1 protein-coding gene and 1 pseudogene are annotated in these 2,125 nt (G+C 34.7%); both read right to left on the reverse strand.

What is annotated here, in order from left to right:
• Nucleotides 1-294 (reverse strand): annotated as a pseudogene (locus M663_RS0104185) (hypothetical protein); the annotation flags it as partial.
• Nucleotides 295-298: 4 nt separating this feature from the next.
• Nucleotides 299-2,125: hydantoinase/oxoprolinase family protein (locus tag M663_RS0104190; protein ID WP_029688041.1), on the reverse strand; the 1,827-nt coding region annotated here is incomplete at its 5' end.

Below are 2,125 nucleotides of genomic sequence, written 5' to 3' on the forward strand. Positions count from 1 at the left end.
ATTTTGTATATTTTTTTTGTAAATGGTAATCTTTTTTTCTCCACTGTTATAATCACTAAAAATAGCATAATCAGGATTATAACTTTTTTCATCAGTTTCTACAAGTATATTTTCTTGAAATATTAATTGCCTTATATTTTTGTCTTTTATTTTTTTTGCCTCTTTGATTCCTCTATCCCATGCCATCTCTAGTATATCATTAAGATTAAGTTCAGATATCCTATTGTAATAAATATCAAATTTTAACTCCTGGCTAATTAATTGTTGTTTATCAAGAAATACAGATGGTATCATTTCATCACCTTTTACTTAATAATATGAGTATCCGGTCATTATCAGATAAACCGCCTATTTCTACCTTCGCCAGTGAAATTATTTGTTCTTTGTCAATAAGTCCTGATAGGTCTACTATTCTATTTGGCAGTATGATAAAGCAATCAGGGATTTCGGCTCCGCCATCGCCATAAAATATGTTTTGCTCTAATGCTTTGTTTAAATCATTTTCAAAGGTTTTAATGGTTGTTCTATATACTTTGCCGTTATTTTTGTGAAGTCTTATAACCCCTTCTTTGTTTATTACTACTACTCTTTCCTGCTTTTGTGATAATAGCCCAAAGAATCTCTTTCTGTTTTCTATGCCTTTTATGATATACATTGAACCTGTTTTATCGATTATTTGAAGGTTTTTTATCGATTCTAGCTTCATTGATTGAGATGCTATTTTCTTTATTTCTTCTTCTCCTAAGTTTTTGTTTAATATGTCTTTGGAACGTAATTCTGTAGCTCCTGTAGCAATTGCTCTTACTATATTTTTTTGTGAGTCTATTTCTACATATATTTCTACTGTTTCTTCTAATGCCCCTGATTTTATTACTGCTTCTTTTGCCTCATTTCTTATTGATAATATATCTTTTTCAGTGGGGTTTTGTATTGTGCGCTCTACTATTTCTCTTACCATTGCAAGGGCTACTCCTATTGTAGAGATTACCTGGGCGTTTTTGGCTATTCTATGGTGCATACCCATAATTTTTGCAACATAGGGAACTATTGAAGCGCTTCCTCCTCCACCACCTACAAGTACTGTGGTAGATTTGTCAAGTTTGTAGTCAGTAATAAGCTGTTCAACAACTTTTATTACTTTCATGCTTGCAATGTCCATTATTTTTTTTGCTACTTCTTCAACTGTTTTATTGAGTTTTTTGGCAATTGGTTCTAATGCCTTTCTTGCAGCTTCTTGATTACCATAGGCGTAATCTTCTGGTCTTACATATCCTAATACGTTTGCCGCACAGGATACAGTTATTGCAAATATTTTCCCATTCTTGCTTTTGATTGCAACATAATTATCGGGATCGTTCTTTTTGGGCTTTATATATACTATTTCAGGTTCTATTATTTCTTCTGGATCGCTGTAAACTGCATATGGTAAATCTGCAATATGAGCACTTCTGGGCCCAACGTCTTCTATGTCTTTGTCACCAAGCCTTACCATGCTCCCTCCTGCTATTCCCACCGTTCTTACATCAAGGGAGTTAAGATAAGTCTTATGCCCACCGATTTCTGCATAGTTTACCATTACTTTGCCTGTCTTTATTGCAGATATGTCTGTACTTGTTCCACCAACTTCAAGGAATATGCCGTCAGATATTTTTTCATACATGAGAGCTCCTGCTACACCTGCAGCAGGCCCTGAAAGAAGTGTTAATATCGGTCTTTTCCTCACTTCCGCTATATTCATTACTCCACCATCACCTCTCATTATCATGAGAGGTGCTTTTATGCCGGATTTTTTTACGCTTTCTTCTGTCATGTTTGCTGTCTCTATCATTTTGGGAAGTATACATGCGTTTATTGCTGCAGTCCTTGTCCTTATTTTTAATCCATATAGCTTTGTTATTTCATGCGTAGCCGTCGCTGGAAGCCCTTTTTGCTCTACAATGTCTACTATTTTATCCTCAATTGTTGGATCATCTACTGAAAAAGCTTGGGCAGCGACAATTGCCCCTATCTCCTGCCTTTTGAAGTCCTCAATTTTCATTTCCACGTTTTTCTCAAATTCGTCCTCTAATTCAATATATTGATTTGCAATCTTTAATATTTTACCTGGTGCAAGTTCTATATCTTG

The sequence above is a fragment of the Thermoanaerobacter sp. A7A genome (assembly GCF_000445185.1).
Classification (GTDB): Bacteria; Bacillota; Thermoanaerobacteria; order Thermoanaerobacterales; family Thermoanaerobacteraceae; genus Thermoanaerobacter.